This is a genomic window from Neobacillus driksii (assembly GCF_013409995.1).
GTDB classification, from domain to species: Bacteria; Bacillota; Bacilli; order Bacillales; family Cytobacillaceae; genus Neobacillus; species Neobacillus driksii.
In genome coordinates, this window is sequence record NZ_JACCBX010000003.1 from 101,252 (window position 1) to 120,879 (window position 19,628).

Below are 19,628 nucleotides of genomic sequence, written 5' to 3' on the forward strand. Positions count from 1 at the left end.
ATAAAATTACACTTAGATTTACATAAGGATGGATTAAATGAATATACCAAAAAAGCCGTTTTCTAAAAAGAAAGAATTATCAACGATTCAATTAATTGTTATTTTTTACTTATCTGCGTTAATCATTTCTACGTTACTTCTAAAAATACCGTTGGCACATCGTGAAAATGCATCCATTAGTTATATTGATGCCTTATTTACATCTGCTAGTGCTGTAAGTGTAACAGGTCTAAGTGTCATCTCCTTAAAAGATACATTTAATCATTTTGGCATTTTTCTCTTATGTATCATCCTCCAAATAGGTGGATTAGGTGTGATGTCACTTAGTACCTTCCTATGGATTATGATAGGTAAAAAAGTAGGTTTAAAGGAACGGCAACTGATTATGGTGGACCAAAATCAATCTAACTTATCTGGTTTAGTACAGCTGGCTAAACGGGTTTTTATTACCATCATTTCGGTTGAATTTATTGGAGGAATTATTTTAGGATTACGATTCTTAAACTACTATGAAAGCCCCTTATCTGCTTTTAAGCATGGATTTTTCGGTTCGATTAGTGCCACTACAAATGCAGGATTTGATATTACAGGAAGTTCATTAATACCCTTTAATAATGACTACTTTGCACAAACAGTTATTATTTTTCTGATGATTATCGGAGCAATTGGATTCCCCGTTATTGTTGAGGTTTATGAATTCTTCTTAAGTTTAAAAAGTAAAAAAAGATATCATTTTACCTTGTTTACAAAATTAACTACATCTACTTTTGTCATTCTAACAATCGTAGGAGGTCTGATCATTTATTTACTTGATAGTTATCATTTTTTTGCTGATAAATCCTGGCATGAAACGTTTTTTTATTCACTATTTAATTCAGTGACCACCAAAAGTGCAGGTTTAGCTACTATGGATATAAATGAATTTACCGTCAGCAATCAGCTCTTTATGTCCGTTTTAATGTTCATTGGCGGCTCACCCAGCAGCGCCAGCGGTGGAATTCGGACCACGACGTTTGCAATTGTTTTATTAGCGATTTTCTTTTATGCGAGGGGAAAAGGTTCAATTAAAGTATTTAGAAGAGAACTGCATACGGAGGATGTTATTAAATCATTTATTGTGATTTCAACTGCGGCAGCCCTTTGTTTGCTCTCGATATTAATTCTATCAATTACGGAAAAAGGAACCTTGATCCAAGTAGTGTTTGAAGTAACGTCTGCGTTTGGAACTAATGGATTATCAATGGGTTTAACCCCGTTATTAACTACATTCGGGAAAATTCTCATTATCCTGTTGATGTTTATCGGAAGATTGGGGATTGTTACGTGCCTGCTGATTTTAAGAGGCAAAGATAATAGCCAGGAGAAAATTCATTATCCAAAAGAAAAGGTTACGATTGGTTAAAGGGGGATTTCGGTCCCCCTTTTTATGCATTTATGGTAATAGTAGTTGTGGTTCCTGAACCACTTACCGCTGCGTTCACTCCCATTGGGATAGTGGCAATAGGCTGAACATGGCCAAAATTCACATTTGCGATTACAGGTATATTTTTTAGTTCACTTTTTGTTGCGATGACCCTTTTAATTGCAGCTTCTGTTACGTTTGAATCCTTCTGAAACCTGCCAATGAGAATTCCTGTTATACTGGCTGCATCAGGGAGTTGAAGCAAAGATTGAAGCACGCGGTCAAAAGAATGAATATGTGCTTCATTATCCTCCTCGATAAAAAGAATACAATCCTTTAGTGACGGCATGAATTCCGTTCCTTGCAATAGGTGCAGCGTACTTAAATTCCCGCCAACCAGTTTTCCTTCTGCATCACCTTCATGGATGACCAAATAGTTTTCCTGTTCTATAAAGGTGCGTTCCTCCTGATCCAGATGCCACTTATCATCACTCCAGGTAGGTGAAGGATACACCTCATAGGGTGCGTCATTCGTTACAGCTTCTAGGAAAGATTGGAGCGTATAATCTATTCCATATTTCACACCAAATGTTGAAAAAAATGGTCCCAAATACGTGACTAAGCCTGTTTTTTATAGATTGCAGCATTTAATGCTGTGATGTCGCTGTAGCCGCAAAAAACTTTAGGATTTTTTTTGATTAGATCGTAATCTATGTACTTTAGTAACTGGTTCGCATGATAACCTCCGAGTGCAGTCAAAATTCCTTTCACATTTGGGTCTCGAAAGGCATCGTGTAAATCTTCAATCCTTTGTTCAATTGAAGTCGTGAAAAATTCATCGTGGTCTTCCACATGTTTTCCAAACGTGACGGTAAAACCCAGCTGATTTAAACGCTGTGTTGCAAGTTCTACTTGCTTCCCTTTGATAACCGCCATACTCGTGGATGGCGCAATCACCCTAATTTCATCCCCGGGAGATAATCGATTTGGCAGCATAGTTATGAATCCCTCCTTTTTAAATAGTTTACTACAAAAATGCGGTATTGGGGGTAGCGCAGATATTTGCTTTCAAACAAAAACAAACCCGCTTAATTTGCGGGTTTAGGCGATAACGACTTCTTTATTTGGTTCTGTTGCAGCTTTTTTGATGATATCTCTTGCGATCCAGACACCGCATGCACTTGCTTGAGCAAGACCGCGAGTGATACCAGCGCCATCTCCACCAACATATAATCCGCTGATTTCTGATTCAAACTTATCATTGAGCTTTGGCCTTGCAGAATAAAATTTTGCTTCGACTCCGTAGAACAATGTGTGTTCTGAAGCTAATCCTGGCGTAATTTGGTTCAATGCCTCAGTCATCTCTATTAAACTCTTAAGTGTATTATACGGAAGAACTAAGCCAAGGTCTCCAGGTACCGCCTCTTTTAATGTCGGTTCGATGAATCCCTCTTTAATTCTTCTCTCTGTTGAACGGCGTCCTTTTAAAATATCTCCATACTTTTGAACGATTAAACCGCCATTTGAAAGAGCATTCGCAAGTCGTGACACCTCGTGTGCATATTCAGTCGGTTTATCAAAAGGCTCTGAAAATGTATGCGATACAAGCAAAGCGAAGTTGGTATTTGGGCTCCCTAGCTTCGGATCCTTGTAAGCATGCCCATTAGCTAGCATGATACCGGAATGATTTTCAACCACGACATGCCCTGATGGATTGCTGCAGAATGTACGCACTCTTGTTCCAACAGAGGTATTGAAAACAAATTTTCCTTCATATAAATTCTCATTAATTTCCTGCATAACGATATCAGATGTTTCAACACGAACGCCGATATCTACTTGGTTACTACTCATCTTGAGACGACGAGCCTTTAAAACCTCGGTCAGCCATTTGGAGCCGTCTCTTCCAGGGGTAATAACGACCTTTTCAGCATAAAGATCTTTTCCGCCTTTAAGCTTTATTCCCTTAATGGTATGTCCATCAGATGTTCTTTCAGTAATGATATCTTCAACTTCTGTTTTGTATAACATTTCAATTTTATCATTTAAGTATTCAAAGATGCTTTTCATAATTTTTAGATTTTGCTCTGTTCCAAGGTGACGAACCTGAGCACGTAAGAGTTTTAATCCTGCTGCATAGCCGCGTCGTTCGATGTCCTTAACTTTATCTGTTAGTGGATCGGTAATACTTTCTGTTGCACCATGACTTAAATTTATAGAATCAACATATTTAATCAAATCAACAACTTGAGAATCTGGAAGATAATCGGTCATCCAACCGCCAAATTCACTCGTGATATTAAACTTACCGTCAGAATATGCACCTGCTCCACCAAAACCTGCTGTAATTGAGCATGCCGGCAAACATCCTGCATATTCTTTCCTGCCTGCTGCCGGAGGACATTTCTCTATTTTATTATCTAAAATTGGACAATTTCTCCGATAAATATCATGCCCTTTATCCACTAACAGCACCTTTGCGTTCGGCATTTTTAGTGTAAGTTCATAACAGGTAAAAATCCCCGCTGGGCCTGCACCCACTACTATAACATCATATCTATTTTCCATTGTCCAAAACCTCCAAGACGTATTTACTTAACCCTTGGTAAATATATCAAAGATATTTCTTTGCGTCAACATTAAAAGCGAACTATTTATAAAATAAAAATAACATCGTTCGTGTTTTGCTCTTTTTTTGAAAATAACAAAAAAAGACTCAGGACTTTACCTGAGTCTTTTTAGGTTCAGCAATAGCTAGCGCCGATAATGATTAATAAGATAAACAACACCACAATTAATACGAAAGTACCATAACCCCATCCGCAGCCACCTACTGATGGTCCTGCATAACCAAATCCACAGCAATCTTGACCAAACCCATGACCAAATTGTCCGTACATACCTATTCACTCCTTAAGGTTTTTGTCTGTTTACACTCTTAATTTATGTAATAGGTACTTGACCTGTCTGTGCATTCGCCTATATTATGAGAATCAATGAAGAAAATGTAGGTGATGATATTTTGAAAACTCTCTTGAAGAGCTTTGTTAACGGTATTTTGACGATTGTTCCCATTATTCTTGTAATCTTTGTTATTTACAAAACTTTTCTGTTTCTCGACGGATTGCTTGGCAATACATTAAGACCTTATCTTCAGGAAGACTACATTCCTGGCATTGGTTTGCTAACGACAATTGTATTAATCACCCTGCTAGGCTGGTTATCTACAAAGTTTATAACTGGCAGCATTATTAGACTGATTGATAAATGGCTGGAAAAAATTCCGGTTGTAAAAACAATCTACTCTGTTATAAAAGATACTGTTCAATCCTTTTTAGGCGAGAAAAAGTCTTTTTCAAAAGTAGCTCTGGTCGTCATTCCTGGGACAGAGATGAGGAGTATGGGGTTTATTACTTCCGAACAGCTAGAGGATTTTTATAGTCCGCTTAAAAACCATGTGGCCGTCTATGTTCCGCAAACATTTCAAGTTGCCGGATTTACCTTCTTAATCCCGAAAGAGCAAGTAGAAATTATAGACGTTAAACCCGAAGATGCCATGAAATTTATCCTTTCAGGTGGAATGACCTCCACTTCAAAAGCAAAAGGTCAATAGAAAAAGCCGCGGATATGCGGCTTTTTAATTTTCGTCAAACAGCTTCTTATAGGCTCCGTATCCTTCTTCATCCAGCTTATCTTTCGGAATAAAGCGTAAGGCAGCAGAGTTAATGCAATATCGCAGTCCATTTGGACCCGGTCCATCATCGAAGACATGACCTAAATGAGAATCAGCGGTTTTACTTCTTACCTCTGTCCGAACCATAAAATGACTGTAATCTTCTTTTTCAATTACTTCTTCTTCAACAATTGGCTTGGTGAAACTCGGCCAGCCGCAGCCTGCGTCATATTTATCAAGAGAGCTAAATAATGGCTTCCCTGAAACGATATCAACGTAAATGCCATCTCTCGTCTCATTCCAATACTCGTTTCGGAAAGGAGGCTCTGTACCATTATTTTGAGTTACTTCGTATTGCATTGGCGATAATTCTTTTTTCAGTTCTTCCTTATTTTTCATTCTTCTCCCCCCAATGTGTTTGGATAAATCCTGCTCTGCCAGAGCCTACATGGTATCCTTCATAATGTGCTTTATTCTTCTTATAGTAATGTTGGTGGTATTCTTCAGCTGGATAGAAGGGTTTTGCTGGTAAAATTGGCGTTACGATTGGTTTATTGAAGCGACCGCTCTCCTGCAATGCTTGCTTGGATTGTTCCGCGAGCTCTTTCTGTTTTTCATCTTGATAAAAAATAGCTGTTTGATATGACTGACCGCGGTCGTAAAATTGACCACCGGGATCGGTTGGGTCTATCTGCTGCCAATATAGCTCAAGCAATTTTTCATATGGAAAAATATCCGGGTTAAAAGTAATTTGAACGGCCTCATAATGCCCTGTTGACTCCGAACACACCTGTTCATATGTAGGATTTTCAACATGACCGCCGGTATATCCAGAAATGACACTAATAATGCCCGGCTGTTCATCAAATGGCTTCACCATACACCAAAAACAGCCGCCGGCAAATGTTGCCTGTTGTTTCGTTTCCTCCACAATTCCCACTCCTTTGGTTTTTATTTGCTATGACTATGAGTATACCGAATCTTTAATAAGAAATACAATTTGCTGACCAAAACGGTACAAAAAGCCGAACCACGTCCCCGGGTTCGGCTGCAGTTACCTATTTCATTTTCTTTTTTTGCCTCGATTGTTTGGTAATGTTTTTCCACTTTTTCTGTTCTTCGGTTTGTGCACGTTTGTCGGCTTTTCTTTCGATATAGGCGAGTTCTTTTTGGAGCTTATTGTAGCTGTTTAAACGTCCTTGAGCCAATGTACCTTCTTCAATCGCCTCCAGCACAGCACAGCCCGGCTCATCCTTATGCATACAATCCCGAAATTTGCACATTTCACCCAATTCATCAATATCAGAAAACGTTTCTGTTAAACCATCCGCACTTTCCCAAAGCTGTAATTCTCGCATTCCTGGGGTGTCAATCAACACACTGCCATTTGGAAGCTGAATCAGTTCACGGTGAGTGGTCGTGTGGCGCCCTTTGTCATCACCTTCACGAATATCCTTTACCACTTGCTTATCGTCACCCAGCAGCAAATTGGTCAAGGTTGATTTCCCCACCCCTGATGACCCCAATAATGCAATGGTTTTCCCTGGTTGTAAGTAAGCTTCAAGCTTTTCAATTCCACTCTTTAACTCTGCACTAATCGCTATTACCGGTACCCCGCCAAAGGCGATAGCTTCGACTTCAGCAAGTTTCTCATCAATATTTTCACATAAATCCGCCTTACTTAAAACAATAACAGGATTGGCACCACTTTCCCATGTCAGCAGTAAATAACGTTCAATTCTTCTTAAGTTAAGATCATCATTTAATGAGTTTACAAGAAAAACAGTATCAACGTTTGCCGCAACGATTTGCTCCTCAGTTGTTCTCCCTGCCGATTTTCTTGAAAATTTACTATATCGAGGCATTACTCCATATATGGTTCCTTTGGCTTCGTCTACCCGCGGTTTCAAAATCACCCAATCTCCTACTGCTGGGTAATCCTCACGACTTAGTGCTTCAAAATTAAACCTTCCAGAAACCTCACAAAGTAAGTCGCCATGCTCCGTCCATACACGATACATATGCTTATGTTCTAAGGCTACTCGGCCGATTATCATCTCATCATTTTGTTTTAAAGCTTGAAAGTCATTTTTGATCTTTTCAGTTAGTCCAATTGTATTTAAATTCATCCATATTCCTCCAAAAAAAAGTAAAATAAAAAACCATAGGCAACACAGCCCATGGTTTATCTTCACAAAGGAATAATGGGTAGAGAATTCCCCTAAATGGTGAATCCGCGGGCTGTGCAAACGATATTGAAATTCACGGCAATTAACGTTTTTTCATTTAACATTACACTTCACCCGCCTTCCGACTTATTTGTTTTAAGTATATGACAACTTTATCCATTTGTAAACAAAAAATCCAAATATAGACACCCACCTAAACATGCATGAATAAATTAATTTGTAAAGAACGAAAGAAAGGAGCAAATGGTATGTCTGGAAATAGAAATCATTCTGATTATCTTCAAAGGGCTGCAATGTATGATTTGCTGGCTCATAATTTTAAATACTCTAACCCCAACCTGCACATGCATTACTATCTGAAACATTTAAAATATATGAATAAAGCGATGATGATGCGTAACATCCAACAAAACCAGACCGATGGAAGGGTCAGGTTCCTGCACACCTCACCAGATTCCCCGGATATCGATATTTATATAAATGGGCAAATGCAAGTGAAGCGCCTTCCATTTAGAGTCGCAAGTAATTATTTAGCATTAAAGCCTGGAAAGCATCACATTGATATTTACCCAACAGGAAATTCTGTCGATAGTGTTCTCAACAAGAGAATTACGATTGAGCCTGGTAAGTCATATACCTTAGCAGCTATTGACTCTGTGAAAAAAATGCGCCTGTTGCCTTACCTGACTCAGCCAGAAGTGCCGCCAAACGAATCTAAAATACGTTTCCTGCATTTATCCTCTGATACAGGTGCCCTGGATATTGCCGTAAAAGACCGAGATGTTGTCTTTCCAAACATTTCATACAAACAGGCTACCGATTATTTAGGAATCATGCCGATGACCGTAGATTTAGAGGTGAGAGAGGCTGGAACGAAAAATGTGATCCTCCCATTGCCAAAATCGCAGTTTCGTCCAAATGAAACCTATACCATTGTATTGCTAGGTCTTACAGAAGGGGAACCATCCTTTCAAGCAATGATTTTGAAAGATTAAAAAAACAAGGTGGCACATGATATGAGCCACCTTAATTAACCGGTACGAGTATCGTAAAAGCAATATCATCTTTCATTAAATCAAATGTCTTTACTTTTATACTAACATCACTTTTTAGTTTTAATTGCTGCATGTTTACATGAATCATTTTTTCATTAGGATGAATTTCTACACCATTTGGCAGTTTATAATTTTCTTTGATGAATCTAAGTACATAGGAAACGGGTAAAGGCAGGCTCCCAACTGAAATTGACTTTTGCTTTAGAACCAAATCACCATTCTCCAATGCCTCTGGTTCGAAGGTAAGCTTCAAATCTACTTCTTGACTAAAAAATTGTAAGGTTCCATACAACTCCACTTCATCCTGCAACTGTACACTATATTCTATCGGTGAATCCGCCGCTTCCTTTTTTATATATTGGTTTATCAATACATTGAGATCTTCCTTATTCGATTTAACCTCGAAAGAAACATTCTTGTTATTGGGTAACGTTTGTTGGATTTTTCCGCTTTCATTAGCAGGTACCATGATTAAGGATAAAAGAATAATAACAATAGTGACAATGAATCCCAATAAAAGAAAGAATCCCGTTTTCCATTTATTTTTCATAGAAAGCTAATTCTCCTCTTTACTGACCATATACGCTTTTTTTACAAGATCAGGTAATGTTCGTTCTTCTAAGGTTTCGTTTAATCGCTCTGCGATCAATTCATACCCTTTATCGTTAGGATGGAAGTTATCGGTATGCAATAAACTTTCTGATGGATTAATAAATAAATCTTCTATTCCAACAAAATAGGCATTTGAATAATTTGAAACAACGCTTTGGCTGGCAGCATTCCAATCTGAAACGATTTTGTCGAGCTCTTTCACATCAGAAAACCATTGTGAAAATGGATTGTATACTCCAACCAAAACAATATAGGCTTCAGGATTTACTCGAATGATGGAATTCATGATTTCGATGAGATTTTTAATGTACACTTCTCTTTCTTTTTCAAAAATAGATAACTCGAGATTTGTAATATTATCCTTGACTACTTTCATAATGTCATTGCCGCCAATCGTCAATATTACCAAATCAGCAGTAGAAAGGGATTCTTTCATGTCTTCTGTCTGCAATCTATTTAATAATTGCGGGGTACGATTACCTTTTACACCGAAGTTATAAAAATCTACTTCTTTAATTCCCTTTTCTTCCTCGAGCAAAGTTCTTAAGTAAGGCAGGTATCCTCCAGTATTTGTACTATCTCCTACACCTTCTGTTAAAGAATCACCAGCAGAAATAATTTTTATTTCCTTTGGGACAAAATCGTCAGGAATCTCTTCATAAACAACAGCTGAAGCAGTCCGTTCTTTATGTAATTCCAATCGATTGGATTGACTGCAAGAACTTAAGAAAAATGCCGATAGAATGAGAAGGGTGAACACTTTTTTCATTAAATTCACCACCCTCTTACTAATGATATTATAACAGAACATAAATAATACAAAACAAGCTCGTACTACATACTATTCATTACCAAAAAAATAGACCCAGAGGAGGTCTATTGTAACGATTTTATATCACTAATCATTTCATCATATGGTACTTCTTTATAGCCATCGTAAATTTTCTTAACCTTTTGATCTGGTCCCACCAAGAAAAAGTATGTTTGATGAATAACCTGGTCACCTTCTTGTGGTTTTTTTACTAACGTTTTGAAGGTTTCTCTCGCATAAGTTTCAATAAATTCTTGTGAATAGCCTGTCAAGAAAGTCCAATTATAATCCTTCAGACCAAAGTTCGTTGCATACCCTGTTAGTTTTTCGGGTGTATCAACAGTTGGGTCGACACTAAATGATACAAACTCTACATTCTTCAACTCTTCCTCAACAACCATTTTTTGCAGCTTGGTCATATTAGCCGTCATTGGTGGACAAACATCTGCGCAATTGGTGAAAATAAAGTCAGCAACCCAGATTTTTCCGTCCAAATTCTTCTTTTCAAATGGTTTATTGTCTTGTGTGACAGCCTTAAAATCATTTACTGGATAATCAAGCGGATTCTCAATCCCCTTCTGCCCACAAGCAGATAGGAGTGCCACAATTACTACTAAAAGAAACGATAACCTAACCTTCATATTAATCCCCCGCAACCTTTTTCTTTTCGTGATTAGTTTAACAAACATTCACAAAAGAAGAAAGACAACAGCTTATTAATCCATAGTTCCTGTTTTCGTTAATGTGTTTTTTACCTGAACGTCAAATTTAGCATTCTTATATAATTCTTTCCATTTTTTTTGTGATATAGGCTTGCCGCGGACATGAGCCATATACTCATTACCAATTCCAACAGGGTCTACCTGTTTTTCTTGGAAAAACAAAAGTAGTTTTTTGATTTGACTTTCCATTTCTTTATTTATTTTTTTCTCTATGAACTTCATGTTAGCAGGTTTGCCTAAATCTAAATAATTCGTAGTTTCAAGCAATCTGGAATCCATTTTTACCTCGACTTTAAAAGTTAGATTCTTTTTGTTGATTAAATGAATTTTTGTATTACTGCGTAAATTATCGATACTTATAAATAATTTATTATAAATTTCCCCATAAGACTGTCCACCTTGTACATTGATTATTTTCGAAAATTCATCGCGATTAAATTCTAATTCCTTTGATCCTGTTCGATATTCATCTGTTATAAGTTTTAAATAAAAGAGCTTATCATTGTTTAACGTTGCTACCATTTTATCATCATTGAATAGAGCAACTCCTGAAATGGCTACCTTGTCTTTTTTGACTTTTAGTATTGGCAGCACCGGATCCTGTCCGTAATCAAAAAACTTGTGATTAAATTCGTGAAGTGTCGGTGAGATTAATAGCTCCCTTTCCACGTTTTGTCTAATTAAATTATATAAATAAGTTCCGATATTTACCTTTATCTTCTTTTCTTCCATACTTATGATTGAAAAAGCATCTTTTTCAGCAATCGTTAAATAAACCATATTCCCAACTGTTGGATCACGATTTAGTGCGTTTACAAGCTGAATGATTCCTTTTTCCGCCAATTCCTCACTATAAATAACACAGCGGAGCTGCCCCATTTCAAGTCTCTGGTCGGTTGCAAGATTTTCCTCTGCTCGTAAGGTTTGGAGGGTATTCGCGTCAGCAGAAATGACGTTGGTCATCACTTTGGCCATGGGGTCAAATTTTGATACCGCAACGGTCCCTTTGATTTGATTTTCTTTCTTTAAATCAAATCCAATCGCCGTAATGAGACCTAACCTTTCCAATTGCTTCGTTTCGACTCCACAGCTTGTTAGTAAAAAGAATGAAGTTATCCCAATCACCAGATTCTGCCATTTACGACGTTTCTGCATGCTTACTCTCCCTCCTTTTATACCATTTTTTCACAAAGACAATCATTGCAAGAAGAACAGGATAGCAAAAAGCAAAGTAAAATCCTAACTTCGCTACCAAATCTGTCATTGTATTCATTTGATATCTTGTCTTAATGAAGAAGGATCCTGCAAAGGCCGCAATGGCAATAATCCAAACACCCCATTTTTGTTTTCTTCGAAGGATTCTAGAAAATCCCTTTGAAGCTGCCCAAAGATAGAAACACATATTAGGCAAAATAATGAGCATCCAAAAAGAAACAGCAATAAATTCAAACCTTTCTAAATTGGGGAGTCGAACAATCTTAAACATTGATAAAACCGGCCAGATCGTCTTTTCAAGGCTATTAGAGGCAAAAAAAACAATAGAAATGAGTGTCGCAAAAGTAAATATAAGCGTTGTAACCAAATTTCCCATTTGTACAAAAAACATAGCCTTTTGCTTTTCTTTCACAAATGGATAAACAAACATAATAATTTCAAATCCGAGCATTGAAAGTGTTGTACTATGTGCTCCCATGAGTAGTTGTTTCACATTTGCATTCATAATGGGAAACAAATGAGTAAAATCACCGAATTGTAGTGGAACAAATATGACTACAGCCAGCCAAATGGTCCCAACAACTGAAAAAAATGCCACTCCAACCACAACTCTTATTCCACCATAAACAGCATAAATGACTAGCAAAATGAGAACCAGGGAAAGCTGCCAAGTTGGCAAGGTCGGAAAGATCCATACTTGAACAATTTCAACATAGTTCATTAGAATGATAAAGAAAGTCGATGTCATATAAATCATGTAGAGGACATTCAACGAATGCCCTGCCCATTTTCCAAATATATCAACATGAATTCCATACAAATCTGCACTATCATATTGCTTGAGCATTTGGATCATAAATACCAAAACAACCGAAACGATAATCCCTGCTAAGAAAACTGAAATCCAAGCATCGTGCTTCGCTTCTAAATAAACAACTCTTGGCAAACCGGCTAACCCAACTCCCACCTGTACGGAGTTGATGATGAAAGCGAGCATAAATGCATTGAACAATAATCCTTCTTTTGGATGTAAATTTACCTTCATTTTTATTCGCTCCTATTCATCTACATCCTTTTTTTGTTTCGCCTTCTTTTTAGAAAAGCGCTCCTGGTCATCTGTTCGATTCGTTAAGGGGCGGAATGAAAGATATTGCGGCGGCAGCTTGAAAAAGCTGTAGCCAATATCCTTTAATCTAATAGGGTAAACGGGTGTAAGATAAGGTCCTCCGATGGTCTCTAATTTAAGTAAATGAATAATGAAATAGCAGAAGCATAGCATGATCCCAATACCTCCCCATAATCCTGCCATCAATATGATCGGGAACCGAATGATTCGAATGGCAGTACCCATTAAATAACTCGGCGTCGTAAATGAACCCAGAGCACTTAGTGCAATGATGATAATCAGGATATTACTTGTAAATCCTGCCTCAACTGCTGCCTGCCCAATTACGATACCTCCTACAATACCCATTGTCTGACCCACTTTTGTCGGCAGCCTAGCCCCTGCCTCTCGTAATAATTCGATAACAAATTCGAGTAATAGTGCTTCCATGACGGGTGGAAAGGGAACTCTCGCCCTTGATTCCCCCAAAGACAGCAGCAATGGGGAAGGGATGACTTCATAGTGATAGGTTAAAACAGCCACATAAGCAGGTGTTAGTAATACGGAGAAAAAAGTAGCCACTAGCCGCAGCATCCGTAAAAACAACCCCATGTTCCAGCGCATATAAACATCTTCCGTTGATTCGAAAAAGGAGAAAAAGGAAGTAGGACCGTAGAGACAGTCAGGACTCCTGTCTAATAATACTGCCACTTTCCCCCTATATAATGCTATAGATATACGGTCAGGGAGCTCTGTTGTCATTAACTGTGGAAATACGGACCAACTGTCGCTCTCAATATACTGACCAAGAACCGTTGTTCCAGGGACATAATCTAGGTCTAGATCCTTAACCCGTTGTCTAAAGGTTTGGATTGTTTCTTCATCAGCAATCCCCTTAATGTAGATAAGCTTAGCTTTTGTTTTTGATCGTTTACCTACAGTTAGGTCTTCTGCACAAAAATCTTCATCTTTGATGTTGTGCCTTAAAATATTCATGTTACCCTGTAGTGATTCAGTAAAAGATATTTTCGGACCATAAACCAGTGATTCTGTTTCAGCTTTTTCTAGACCTCTTTGAATGGTCTTCTCAACATCAGCTAGAATCCCATAGGGCTGCCCTTCTGCGTAGATATACACTTTTCCTTCATTAATTCCGGCAACTACTTCATTTAATTGATTAACTGCAGTTATAGAAATCATAGGTAAGACTTTTGCAATAGATTCACAAGTCCATTCAATATCCTTATTGTTTAATATGGATCTAATAACGATATCATCAAGTCTTGTCGAATCAATTAATGAACTCATCAGGCAGAAAATAAGCTTCTCCCCGTCCCTTTTCATTGTTCTGAAGACAAGATCAGTACCGACATTTAATTCAGTTTTAAGCTGCTCCTTTAGTTCCTCTAAGTCTAAACTATGAGCCTTTGGTGTTTCTTCGGCTTTTTTCCCTGACAACCATTTGAACATAGGCAACACCTTTTTAATTCAATTTTTTTTAGCATTACCAAAAAAGCTATTTTTACCCAAAAAACTAAGAATGTTACATAGGACAATCCTGATGGTTATTCATCCATAAGGAATAAAAAGAAGGTTTAAGGTATGGATATTATATGGTATTATGAATGAGTATTCATTCGACAAAACAGAAAATTTCGAAAAGAAAGTATAGTAAAATGGAGGTGTTATGGATGAGACGAATCGGTCCCATTATGATTATTGAAGGAGCTAATAATAGTAAGGTTCCCTTTTCAAGAAGTTTGTATATTAATAGTAAGGATAAGGTGCTCATTGATACTGGAGCAGATCCAGCCGAACTACGTGCTCTTGACGAGCAATATGGAGTTGAATTGGTTGTTAATACCCATTACCATCCCGACCATACACTGCATAACCATTTGTTACGAGATGCAGAAAAATGGATAAATCCACTCGAATTTGAAACCATTCAATCAATCGAAGGAATTGCTAGAGGGAACGGAGTCTACCAGGAATGGGGTCCCAAGGGAGTTGAAACATTAAGAAAGCACCTTCCAAAGGAATGGGTGCAAAACCTCGGAGAGATCTCTGGTACCTATCAATATGAAGAAGAATACAACTTTAGCGGCGTTAAGGTAAACTTTCTACATACACCTGGTCACACAAAAGGATATACCTCACCCTATTTTCCGGAATTAGGTGCAGTTTACGTCGGCGATTTTGATATGACAGCGTTTGGACCTTGGTACTTTGGTACGGATGGGGATATTGACGAGTTTATTGCCTCCAGTACACGTCTTCTAGAACTGAACGCAGACACCTATATCACAGGTCATCAGAAGGGTATCTTTACCAAACAAGAATTTACTGAAGCGATGTGGAAATTTTTATCGATTATTGAAAAACGTGACGAAGTTATTGAAAAGCATGTTCAAGAGGGGATGACCTTCGAGGAACTGACCAACATCGGAATCTTCTATCCGAAAAAAATGCTGGAAATCATGATTCTTAGAACATGGGAGCGAAGTGGTATTCGTAAGCATTTGCGGAGACTTGGGTATAGTGTACAAGGAAACGATATTCAGGTAATAAACAAATAAGGATGGAGCTAATGCCCCATCCTCATATTATTCATAGTAATACATTAATGCAATGGTACCTGGTCCTGTATGCGTACTAATTGTTGGACCTGTATAATCAACAGAAATACTGTTGTAGCCTGTTAATTCAATGAGCGAGTTTTTTAATTTTGTGGCCAACTCATGTGCCTCTGCATGAACGATGCCCACACGTTTGATAGTTTTACCTTTTACATCCTCTGCAAATTGCCTAGCGAGCCATTTCACCACTTGTGAATGACTTCGGACCTTTGCAACTGGGGTGTATTCGGCACCTTCCAAAGAAGCAATTGGCTTTATATTTAGTAAGGATCCAATGAATGCCTTTCCCTTCCCTATCCGTCCGCCTTTTACCATATTCTCCAAAGTATCAATCATTATATAAAGCTTCGTATGTTCACAAACATGATCAAGCCGGTCAAGGATTTCCTCAACACTCTTGCCCTGCTTCGCCATTTCAGCCGCTTCTTGAACCTGGAACTGGAGTGCCATTGAAATAAACTTTGAGTCCACTACAGTTACCTTCGTATTCGTCATTTGGGCAGCACTTTCAGCAGAGCGAACGGTTCCGCTCATTTTACCTGTCATATGTATGGAAATTACTTCATAGCCTTCTTCCCCAAGTCTGTCATACACTTCTAGGAAAGTTCCAGCTGATGGCTGGGAGCTTTTCGGTAATTCTTCTAAACTTTTCATCGTTTCCATAAATTCAGCAGGCTGAATTTCTACGCGGTCCAAATAGGTTTCTCCTTTTATTGTTACGGAAAGTGGAACTACAACCACACCTAATTGGTCTGCCTGTTCTATTGTCATATCCATGGTTGAATCCGTGACAATCTTAATCTTGCTCATTTATTCACATCCCTAGGATTTACTCCATAGTATTATACCTGTTCCTTATTCTTTAAGATATAAATTCCCCTATTTTCTAAAAAATAATTTGGAATTAAAAAAGCGATGGCTCCTTGATCAAGGGGGACAGGCATTAAATATCTAGAAAAGACCTTCAAAGAAATGAATCTCTGAAGGTCCTTGTATCACTGTTTATGCATTAGCAAACTCTTCTTCCTCTTCTTGCATTTTCTTCATTCGTTTCTTGTAAACAAATTTCGATAGGTTTATTGAAATTTCATATAACAGCAATAATGGTAAAGTCACTACAAAATCCGACATAAAATCTGGAGGTGTGATGACGATTGCAATTAAGATTAACACGAAGTATGCGTATTTTCGGATTTTCGATAACACAAATGGATTAATAATGCCTAATGCCGTTAAGAACATTACGACCGCTGGAAGCTCGAACAATACTCCAAACGGAAGGGTCATATTCATAAGAAATCGGAAATATTTTTCAGCTGTAAAATTGGTTACAAACATGTCTGCACCCATATTGACTAAAAACTCAAGTACCATTGGGAAAATGATGAAGTAACCAAAAGACAGACCGATGATAAATAATATAAACAGTGCTGGTATATAGGATAAGGTAATTCTTTTTTCTATAGGTTTAAGTGCTGGCTTTACAAACATCCATAGTTGGCTGGCTAACACTGGGATGGTACCTGCAATCGCAATAACCGTCGCAATCATAAAATAAACCCAGATAATATCACTCGGTCCGAGTACAATCAATTTAACATCCAGATCTCGAACGATCCAATCGTAGATATCTGTCACATAAATGAATCCAACAATAAAAAAAACAACGAAAGCAACGGCCGAAATAATGATCCGTTTACGCAGCTCATCTAAATGATCAACTAATTGTAATTCTTTATCTTCCATGTATTTCCCCTGCCAATTTCAAAAGGTTGAGAATGTATCCTCTTATAGTAAATGTTATTTACACCATTTTTATAGTTTAAAATTCCATTGAAGAAAAAAAGGTGCAAGAAAGAATCTTACACCTTATTTAGTCAATTTTTGTTTTTCCTCATCAATGTCCTTCATCACGTCATCGGTTAATTCACGAGTTGATTTCTTGAATTCCTTTAACGTTTGTCCGAAGGCACGGCCAATTTCCGGCAGCTTCTTAGGGCCAAAAATAATGAGGGCCAGTGTTAAAATAAGGATTAATCCTGGTATTCCAATATTTGAGAACATTGATTTACATCCCCTTTAGTTAATTATCTTTCTACTACGATTATAGTATTGATAAACACTTTTGAGTAAAATATACGCAATAATTCATATTAAATTCACATTATCTAAGAAATATTACCTATATGTGATGATTAGCATTTATTTCTCTACCATTTACTCTTAACAATTTACCAAGAACTACAGCTGAAGTCAATGTAAATTCCTATTGTGAATTTTAGAAATATTTTGACAATTAGTCAATTAACATTTATAATTTCAGCAAGAGAAACATATACTATTAGAAACTTATATGGAATGGATGTGATGAAGATGGAATTTTCACTCAGTAGTTTTGATGGAGCCCTGCCAGTTGAAGTAACCATCGATGAAGAGAACGGCAGGTATATGATTCGTAAAAGCGATAGCAGCGGGGAATACTTTAACAGCCCTAATGAATTAATTGAATGGGTGAAAGCACATTTCCATGAGGAAGACTTCTGCCATCCAGATGAATTTAAAGGAATGCTTGATAAATTAGCTGATTATGAATTAAATGGTTCCTATTTTTAAAAAGAAAGAAGCATCATTGCCGATGCTTCTTTCTTTATGATGCAATGTTACTCTCTTCACGGTTATCAATAATGATTCGCCGAACTTCTTCGGCTAAATCATTATAGTCTTTATGGTAATGAATTTTAGGATTGATAGGCTCACCAATGGTTACTTTAATTTGAGCAGGTTTTATTAATCGTCCATTTTTCTCAAAAACATCTGCGGTACCTTTAATGGCAATCGGTACAATTGGCATTCCTGCGTCCTGTGCTAAGCGAATTCCCCCAACTTTAAAGGGGAGGACAGGTCCTCCCATGCTTCTCATTCCCTCAGGAAAGATAACAAGAGAATGACCTTCTTTGAGTAATTTAACACCTTCCTGCATACTGTTAAGTGCTTGCTCACGGTTTTTACGATCAATGAGTATACAGTTAATGGCGTCGAGCCACGCAGAGAGGATTGGCACTTTCCTAACTTCTATTTTTGAAACAAAACCGAATGGTTTATCAATTGTCGTAAGTAGAACAGGAATATCAAAATCACTTTCATGATTCGCTATGAAAACAACTGGTCCTTCCGGAATCAATTCCAAACCCTCAACACGTACATCAGAGCCTGTCAATTTCATGAAAGTCTTCGAAAATCGTTTTGGGTATTCATGAGCAATTTTATCAAGTTGGTTAACTGGTAAATGACTTAATTTCTTTATTCTAGTTAGCTGTGGAATACTATATATTAGAAAACCGCTTATATACAAAAAGCATGTGATTAGCCTAAACATTGTTGCCTCCTTTTTGTGTTCTAAAATATTATAAAGCAGGAGAGGAAAAATTGATTAGGTTAAATGATATTTTTTTAAAATAAGGCTGTGTAAATTGGACTGTTGATTTCCGCTCCACTAAGAAAAGATTCTTTATAGAATCTCCGCAGTAACTGGTGGACTCCTGTCCTGAGTCACTTCGCGCTATCCTCGTGATTGCCGGGGAGCCTTGGATGATCATCACTATCCCGGTATGATTGCTACCGTAATTTGGAGAGTCTAGGTTTATAGGAACAATCCAGGTCAGATTGTTACGATAAATTCGGGAGCCCTGGATTATCGGCACTATCCTGGTCAGATTGTTACGATAAATTGGGGAGCCCTGGATTATCGGCACTATCCTGGTCAGATTGTTACGATATATTGGGGAGTCTTGGATTATCGGCACTATCCTGGTCAGATTGTTACGATAAATTGGGGAGTCTTGGATTATCGGCACTATCCTGGTCAGATTGTTACGATAAATTGGCGAGCCCTGGATTATCGGCACTATCCTGGTCAGATTGTTACGTAAATTGGGGAGCCCTGGATTATCGGCACTATCCTGGACAGATTGTTACGATAAATTGGGGAGTCTTGGATTATCGGCACTATCCTGGTCAGATTGTTACGATAAATTGACGAGCCCTGGATTATCGGCACTATCCTGGACAGATTGTTACGATAAATTGGGGAGTCTTGGATTATCGGGCACTACCCTGGTCAGATTGTTACGATAAATTGGGGAACAACGTTTTATCAGAAGATCCGGGACAAGGTTGTTACCGAGAACTTGGATTTTCGAGAGCTT

Annotated in this window: 21 protein-coding genes and 1 pseudogene; 6 read left to right on the forward strand and 16 right to left on the reverse strand. The window is 37.8% G+C overall.

The genetic code is table 11. The features are described 5' to 3' along the window. Nucleotides 1-37: 37 nt before the first annotated feature. Nucleotides 38-1,402, forward strand: a complete 1,365-nt coding sequence (locus F4694_RS06705; RefSeq protein WP_179596163.1) for a TrkH family potassium uptake protein — start codon at nt 38-40, stop codon at nt 1,400-1,402. A gap of 22 nt (nt 1,403-1,424) precedes the next feature. Here the strand turns inward: F4694_RS06705 and F4694_RS06710 are convergent. The 3 genes and pseudogenes from F4694_RS06710 to F4694_RS06720 all read right to left on the reverse strand — a co-directional run bounded on the left by F4694_RS06710 (nt 1,425) and on the right by F4694_RS06720 (nt 4,302). After that, nucleotides 1,425-2,398: pseudogene (locus F4694_RS06710) on the reverse strand (S66 family peptidase). A 105-nt stretch (nt 2,399-2,503) separates the two neighbouring features. Beyond that, nucleotides 2,504-3,970, reverse strand: a complete 1,467-nt coding sequence (locus F4694_RS06715; RefSeq protein ID WP_179596165.1) for an NAD(P)/FAD-dependent oxidoreductase — start codon at nt 3,968-3,970, stop codon at nt 2,504-2,506. Nucleotides 3,971-4,146: 176 nt separating this feature from the next. Next, nucleotides 4,147-4,302 carry a YjcZ family sporulation protein gene (locus tag F4694_RS06720; RefSeq protein ID WP_179596167.1) on the reverse strand — a complete coding sequence of 52 codons (156 nt, stop codon included), beginning with the start codon at nt 4,300-4,302 and terminating at the stop codon, nt 4,147-4,149. A gap of 86 nt (nt 4,303-4,388) precedes the next feature. On the opposite strand from F4694_RS06720, the gene F4694_RS06725 reads away from it, so the two are divergent. After that, the gene (locus F4694_RS06725; protein WP_374757412.1) at nt 4,389-5,015 is read left to right on the forward strand and encodes a DUF502 domain-containing protein; all 627 of its coding nucleotides are present in this window, start codon (nt 4,389-4,391) and stop codon (nt 5,013-5,015) included. A 24-nt stretch (nt 5,016-5,039) separates the two neighbouring features. Here F4694_RS06725 and msrB read toward each other — a convergent pair whose 3' ends face one another. The 3 genes from msrB to rsgA all read right to left on the reverse strand — a co-directional run bounded on the left by msrB (nt 5,040) and on the right by rsgA (nt 7,204). Continuing rightward, the gene (msrB, locus tag F4694_RS06730; RefSeq protein ID WP_179596171.1) at nt 5,040-5,474 is read right to left on the reverse strand and encodes a peptide-methionine (R)-S-oxide reductase MsrB; all 435 of its coding nucleotides are present in this window, start codon (nt 5,472-5,474) and stop codon (nt 5,040-5,042) included. After that, nucleotides 5,464-5,955: a peptide-methionine (S)-S-oxide reductase MsrA gene (gene msrA / locus F4694_RS06735; protein WP_218895574.1), complete on the reverse strand. Its 492-nt coding sequence runs from the start codon at nt 5,953-5,955 to the stop codon at nt 5,464-5,466. The genes msrB and msrA overlap by 11 nt, the downstream gene beginning before the upstream one ends. 178 nt (nt 5,956-6,133) lie before the next feature. Then, nucleotides 6,134-7,204 (reverse strand): ribosome small subunit-dependent GTPase A, encoded by a 1,071-nt coding sequence (rsgA, locus tag F4694_RS06740; protein WP_179596175.1) that lies wholly within the window; start codon nt 7,202-7,204, stop codon nt 6,134-6,136. Nucleotides 7,205-7,512: 308 nt separating this feature from the next. On the opposite strand from rsgA, the gene F4694_RS06745 reads away from it, so the two are divergent. After that, nucleotides 7,513-8,259 carry a DUF4397 domain-containing protein gene (locus F4694_RS06745; protein ID WP_179596177.1) on the forward strand — a complete coding sequence of 249 codons (747 nt, stop codon included), beginning with the start codon at nt 7,513-7,515 and terminating at the stop codon, nt 8,257-8,259. A gap of 31 nt (nt 8,260-8,290) precedes the next feature. Here the strand turns inward: F4694_RS06745 and F4694_RS06750 are convergent, their stop codons facing one another. The 6 genes from F4694_RS06750 to F4694_RS06775 form a co-directional block, all read right to left on the reverse strand. Beyond that, nucleotides 8,291-8,869 carry a YpmS family protein gene (locus tag F4694_RS06750; protein WP_179596179.1) on the reverse strand — a complete coding sequence of 193 codons (579 nt, stop codon included), beginning with the start codon at nt 8,867-8,869 and terminating at the stop codon, nt 8,291-8,293. Between the two features lie 6 nt (nt 8,870-8,875). Further along, nucleotides 8,876-9,700 carry an SGNH/GDSL hydrolase family protein gene (locus F4694_RS06755; protein WP_179596181.1) on the reverse strand — a complete coding sequence of 275 codons (825 nt, stop codon included), beginning with the start codon at nt 9,698-9,700 and terminating at the stop codon, nt 8,876-8,878. 107 nt (nt 9,701-9,807) lie between these two features. Beyond that, nucleotides 9,808-10,383: an SCO family protein gene (locus F4694_RS06760; RefSeq protein WP_179596183.1), complete on the reverse strand. Its 576-nt coding sequence runs from the start codon at nt 10,381-10,383 to the stop codon at nt 9,808-9,810. A 75-nt stretch (nt 10,384-10,458) separates the two neighbouring features. Then, on the reverse strand, nt 10,459-11,619 hold the full coding sequence (locus F4694_RS06765) for a Ger(x)C family spore germination protein (RefSeq protein WP_179596185.1): 1,161 nt from the start codon (nt 11,617-11,619) through the stop codon (nt 10,459-10,461). Continuing rightward, on the reverse strand, nt 11,603-12,724 hold the full coding sequence (locus F4694_RS06770) for a GerAB/ArcD/ProY family transporter (protein ID WP_179596187.1): 1,122 nt from the start codon (nt 12,722-12,724) through the stop codon (nt 11,603-11,605). Before F4694_RS06770 ends, F4694_RS06765 begins: the two co-directional genes overlap by 17 nt. A 12-nt stretch (nt 12,725-12,736) precedes the next feature. Beyond that, on the reverse strand, nt 12,737-14,254 hold the full coding sequence (locus F4694_RS06775; RefSeq protein WP_179596189.1) for a spore germination protein: 1,518 nt from the start codon (nt 14,252-14,254) through the stop codon (nt 12,737-12,739). Between the two features lie 221 nt (nt 14,255-14,475). Here F4694_RS06775 and F4694_RS06780 point away from each other — a divergent pair, with 221 nt between their 5' ends. Then, the gene (locus F4694_RS06780; protein ID WP_179596191.1) at nt 14,476-15,363 is read left to right on the forward strand and encodes an MBL fold metallo-hydrolase; all 888 of its coding nucleotides are present in this window, start codon (nt 14,476-14,478) and stop codon (nt 15,361-15,363) included. A gap of 27 nt (nt 15,364-15,390) precedes the next feature. Here F4694_RS06780 and F4694_RS06785 read toward each other — a convergent pair whose 3' ends face one another. From F4694_RS06785 to F4694_RS06795, 3 genes are all read right to left on the reverse strand, one after another. After that, the gene (locus tag F4694_RS06785) at nt 15,391-16,233 is read right to left on the reverse strand and encodes a DegV family protein (RefSeq protein ID WP_179596193.1); all 843 of its coding nucleotides are present in this window, start codon (nt 16,231-16,233) and stop codon (nt 15,391-15,393) included. Between the two features lie 192 nt (nt 16,234-16,425). Then, nucleotides 16,426-17,169 carry a twin-arginine translocase subunit TatC gene (gene tatC / locus F4694_RS06790; RefSeq protein ID WP_179596195.1) on the reverse strand — a complete coding sequence of 248 codons (744 nt, stop codon included), beginning with the start codon at nt 17,167-17,169 and terminating at the stop codon, nt 16,426-16,428. A gap of 123 nt (nt 17,170-17,292) precedes the next feature. Then, on the reverse strand, nt 17,293-17,487 hold the full coding sequence (locus F4694_RS06795; protein ID WP_045524138.1) for a twin-arginine translocase TatA/TatE family subunit: 195 nt from the start codon (nt 17,485-17,487) through the stop codon (nt 17,293-17,295). Between the two features lie 309 nt (nt 17,488-17,796). Between F4694_RS06795 and F4694_RS06800 the strand changes: the two genes are divergently transcribed. Next, the gene (locus F4694_RS06800) at nt 17,797-18,036 is read left to right on the forward strand and encodes a hypothetical protein (protein ID WP_179596197.1); all 240 of its coding nucleotides are present in this window, start codon (nt 17,797-17,799) and stop codon (nt 18,034-18,036) included. Nucleotides 18,037-18,070: 34 nt separating this feature from the next. On the opposite strand, the gene F4694_RS06805 is transcribed toward F4694_RS06800, so the two are convergent. After that, the gene (locus tag F4694_RS06805; RefSeq protein ID WP_179596199.1) at nt 18,071-18,799 is read right to left on the reverse strand and encodes a lysophospholipid acyltransferase family protein; all 729 of its coding nucleotides are present in this window, start codon (nt 18,797-18,799) and stop codon (nt 18,071-18,073) included. A 351-nt stretch (nt 18,800-19,150) separates the two neighbouring features. Here F4694_RS06805 and F4694_RS06810 point away from each other — a divergent pair, with 351 nt between their 5' ends. Then, nucleotides 19,151-19,459 (forward strand): hypothetical protein, encoded by a 309-nt coding sequence (locus F4694_RS06810; protein ID WP_179596201.1) that lies wholly within the window; start codon nt 19,151-19,153, stop codon nt 19,457-19,459. The last annotated feature ends 169 nt before the right edge of the window (nt 19,460-19,628 follow it).